This window comes from Streptococcus suis (genome assembly GCF_002964575.1).
GTDB classification, from domain to species: Bacteria; Bacillota; Bacilli; order Lactobacillales; family Streptococcaceae; genus Streptococcus; species Streptococcus suis_R.
Genome location: NZ_POQQ01000059.1, coordinates 1 through 4,562 on the forward strand (window position 1 = coordinate 1; position 4,562 = coordinate 4,562).

Here is a 4,562-nt window from a genome sequence, read left to right on the forward strand (position 1 = left end):
CGCTCTCGCGACAACTATCTTAGTTTATCATTTCTTCAACTAATTGTCAACACTTTTTTGAAACTTTTTTTGTTTCTTTTTTCAGTGTTGTGTCTCAGATTTGACAACTCAATCATTCTATCATCTTCAATCAACCTTGTCAACACTTTTTTGAAATCTTTTTTTCATTTCTTTCTGTCAACGCAATCTCAAAAGACAACTCATTTATTCTATCATCTTCACTAGATGATGTCAATAGATTTTTCAAACTTTTTATAAAAAATAAAAACGGACAGGTATCTATATTGGCATTTTCCTATAGCTGATAGAATACTCCTGGTTATCTTCCTTTTCATTTCCTCTATACTGGTCTACACTTTTCGGATTTCTTAACCTTAGCTCTTCTCTGTAATGAAAGTTATCTAACAAAATGAATGAAATTTCTAAAGCTCATTTTCGGCTGGTGCTTAGCAGATAGATAAAAAACGAGCAACTCCTAAATGGAGTTACTCGTTTTTCTTGAAGACTAGTTTTGTCCAGTCTTTTGCTTCTTATACGCGTTCAACTTTGCCTGATTTAAGAGCACGAGCTGAAGCCCAAACTTTTTTAGGTTTGCCATCAATCAAAACAGTAACTTTTTGAAGGTTTGGTTTAACTGCGCGTTTCGTTTGGTTCATAGCGTGTGAACGGTTGTTACCTGATACAGTCTTACGACCAGTAAAATAACATACTTTAGCCATTGTATATTCCTCCTCATTTGATCAAATATATCGGATGTGCTAGCACCACATACCATACTATTCTATCAGAAAAGAATGGACTTGGCAAGAAATATTTTTAATTTTTTATTTGCATTCTTCATGCTAGCTGGGCTAGAACGATTTCAGATGGTTGGGAATTTATTTTATTTCTATAGAAGAACTTCATTTTGCTTTAGTAGAAACAGGGCTTAGACACGGACAGGTTTGCAAAAAAGAACCCAACATTTGTCAGGTTCTCAGTATTATTCTAATTAAGCTTTATTTGCTCGAAATCAAAAATTTCTTCGCAGCAATATTAAGCTTTATTCGCTGAACCAAATACGTCGATGCGCTCTTCAACAGATGCTTGGATAGCTTTTACGCCGTCAGCCAAGAATTTACGTGGGTCAAAGAGTTTTTTCTTGTCGTATTCTGCTTCGTTTGCTTCATAAGCTGCTGCAAATTTACGAGTTGCATTTGCAAATGCGATTTGGCACTCAGTGTTAACGTTGACTTTAGCAACACCCAATTTGATTGCTTCTTGGATTTGCTCATCTGGAATACCAGAACCACCGTGCAATACGATTGGGAAACCTGGTACAGCTTCAGTCAATTTACGCAAGTGGTCAAGATCAAGACCTTCCCAGTTTGCTGGGTATGGACCGTGGATGTTACCAATACCAGCTGCCAAGAAGTCAATACCAGTTGCAACCATTGCTACTGCATCTTCGATTGGAGCCAATTCGCCAGTACCAACGATACCGTCTTCTTCACCACCGATAGTACCAACTTCAGCCTCAACTGAGATACCTTTTGAGTGAGCCAATTCTACAACTTCTTTAGCTTTTGCAAGGTTTTCTTCTACTGGAAGGTGTGAACCGTCAAACATGATAGAAGTGTAACCAACTTCGATACACTCAAGTGCATCTTCGTAGTGACCATGGTCAAGGTGAATAGCAACTGGAACTGTGATGTTCATTGACTCGATCAAGTTAGCAATCAAGTTACGAGCTACTTTGTAACCACCCATGTACTTAGCTGCACCCATAGAAGTTTGGATAAGAACTGGAGCTTGTTTTGCTTCTGCTGCACGCAAGATAGCTTGAGTCCACTCAAGGTTGTTTGTGTTAAATCCACCAACTGCATAACCGTTGTCACGCGCTGCTTGGACAAATTTTTCTGCTGAAACTAATGGCATTTCGATAGCCTCCTAATATTTTTTGAGGTTACACCTCATACTCCTCTATTCTACCATTTTTATTTTGAAAATGCTAGCTGAAACTATAGGGTTTTGAGAAAATTTTCACATAAGTTTCATGATAAAGTGACTTCTCTCCCTTAAATCCACTTACTTCATATCCTCTTAGTTTTTTATTTTCCAGTGGGACTTGATAGTCCTCTGAAGACTTCCAACTTCTATTTATAGAAAATAGACTTCAAGTTAAAAATAATGAGCAACGATATGCTCAAAAAAGACAAAGCAAAAGGACTAGCCTGAGCTAGTCCACTGATGCGGAGAGTGGGACTTGAACCCACACGATCTAAAGCGATCACAGGATCCTTAGTCCTGCGCGTCTGCCAATTCCGCCATCCCCGCTTAACACAAGAGTTAGTATAACACGAGAACAGGGAACTGTCAACACTTTTTTTGAAAAAAATAATTATTTTTTTCATTTTTATTTTCGAACCTTGATTTACAAATTTATTGTGGCGACTAAACTATTCTAGCCTAATCACTTCATCGTATCTTTCTTTATACATACTACGGTGACTAATATGAAGCAGGGTTTGTCCTTGCTCCGCCAGCAAGGCTTGTTCAACACATTTGAAGGTTTCATCATCCAAGCCAGACAGGGTTTCATCCAAGATTAGAATTGGTTTTCCTAGAAGTAGAACGCGAATGATTACTAGCCGTTGTTGCTGACCACCAGAAAGACTGGTCGTTTCATCAAATCTTTCAGTCAACATGCTTTCCTTGTTAGGAAAGCGTTCTGATAAACCAAATCGATGGAGCCACTTGAATACTTGTTCCTCATCTACTACTCTCCCAAGCGTGATATTGTACCAGATACTATCTTGAAAAAGATTGACTTTTTGGGGTACAAAGCTGATATAGGATTGGACGGTTTCATAAGACAGGTCCGACAAGGCTTGGTCGTTTAAGTAAATTCCTGAAACCCTCTCTTTTGTATTTTGCGTCAGGAGATGGACCAGGGTTGACTTACCCACACCACTCTCTCCTTGAATCAAGTATTTCTTGCCGGCATCAAATTGTAGATGAAGGTGGTTGAACAAGCTACCATGATCCACTCGGTAGTCAAGATCTTCTATACATAGATTTGAGAAATTTGGATTTCCGCTAACTTCAGCAAAGTCAACAGTATCCTTCCCTACCAAATCTTTTCGTATTGTTTGAACAGAGGTCATATCTGAGATAGATGAAGCAATCAGTCCGACTGGGGAAATTAGCTCTAGCGAAATGCTATAAATGGCAACAAGGGCACCCAAACTCATCTGCCCTGTTAAAACCTTTTGTCCGCCGATAAAGAGAATGATCATTGTCGTCAGGTAGAAAAAGAATCCTGAGCCTATATTGACCACAGCCGTTAGAAAGGCACGCTTATCTTCTTGAGTATTTATCTGCTGGTATTGCTGATTTATTTTTTTGTAAAATTGCTGACCAAGACCATTGTTTTTTACAAGCAATAAATTGCCCAGCAAATCCTGAAGTTTGGACTGGTAAGAAACTTTCTCTAGTGAGATAGCTTCCTCTACCTTGGTTCGATAGCTATTAACCAAATACGGAATGCCTACAGGAATGGTCGACACCAACAAAATCGTAAGAGATACTTGAATGTCCAGAGAAAACAAGGCGATACTAGCAATCAGAAAAGACACCAGACCCTGATAAAGTGAAAAAAAGGTATCGTAATAAAGCTCTGTAACCCTTTCGATGTCGTTATTGATTTTAGAAACATAGCCACTGACCTCTGATTGACTAAGGAGACTTCTTCCAGTTAGAATGCGACCAACCAGCGTAGCTTGAATCTTATAAGAAATCTGATTTAGAAAACGTTGATTGCTAACCTGCCTCACCAATTCCGCCGCCAGTAAAAGTAGAACGACGCCCACTATCAACAGGATGCTGTCGTAAAAAGCAAGACTGTCTTTCGCAGTTAGGCTATCAATAATATTAGATATATGGTAGTTAAAAAAGATATTTAAGGCCGCCACAATGGTAATACAAATCACGGTCAACATAAAATGTAATTTCTTCACAGTAGTTCTCCTTCAATATCTTTAGTATACCATATCCAAGCACCTTGTGAAATTGACAACATATATGCATAGTCTTTTAGTTTACTTTTAGTACTCGCTCCAAAGGTTCGGGGAACCTTTGGAGGTTGGAGATAGTGCGAACAAAGTTCGTTACAAAAGCCGCAGGCATAACTCAATGCTTTTTTATTTCTAGGCATTGACTTGAAACAGTCCCCCAGACTGTTTCAATCAGGCAAGGCGAGTGAGGCTGGGCAAAAACTAGCCAATAACTAAAAAATACACAGACAGATTGAGCTGATTTTGATGAAATCCAGCCGAACTATCTGTGTTTTTCTTTCTGTTTCTACTCTCTTGGACTAATTTCTTAGCCAATTTCGTGAGATTCATACTCATTAGGAGGAATCCTATCTCAGTTTCAACCACTTTTTGACCTCTGACATGGACTCTGCGCACGCCAAAAACACCCTTCATCCTACCAAATACAGGTTCGACATCCACCTTGCGTTTGGCATAAATGCGGGCTCCCTCTTTACTTGTCAATTCCTCTTTGACTAAGTTCTTGAA

The 4,562-nt window shown here is 38.9% G+C and carries 3 protein-coding genes, 1 tRNA gene and 1 pseudogene; all 5 read right to left on the minus strand.

Annotation, left to right across the window (positions count from 1 at the left end; genetic code table 11):
- Positions 1 to 530 precede the first annotated feature (530 nt).
- Positions 531 to 719 (minus strand): 50S ribosomal protein L28, encoded by a 189-nt coding sequence (gene rpmB, locus C1E58_RS08560; protein ID WP_001140948.1) that lies wholly within the window; start codon positions 717 to 719, stop codon positions 531 to 533.
- 316 nt (positions 720 to 1,035) lie between these two features.
- Positions 1,036 to 1,917: a class II fructose-bisphosphate aldolase gene (locus C1E58_RS08565; RefSeq protein WP_105113283.1), complete on the minus strand. Its 882-nt coding sequence runs from the start codon at positions 1,915 to 1,917 to the stop codon at positions 1,036 to 1,038.
- Positions 1,918 to 2,230: 313 nt separating this feature from the next.
- Positions 2,231 to 2,316: transfer RNA gene (locus C1E58_RS08570), tRNA-Leu, on the minus strand.
- Between the two features lie 122 nt (positions 2,317 to 2,438).
- A complete protein-coding gene (locus C1E58_RS08575; protein ID WP_153055830.1) occupies positions 2,439 to 3,998 on the minus strand; it encodes an ABC transporter ATP-binding protein in 1,560 nt (519 codons plus the stop codon).
- Between the two features lie 356 nt (positions 3,999 to 4,354).
- Positions 4,355 to 4,562, minus strand: a pseudogene (locus C1E58_RS08585) (transposase); the annotation flags it as partial.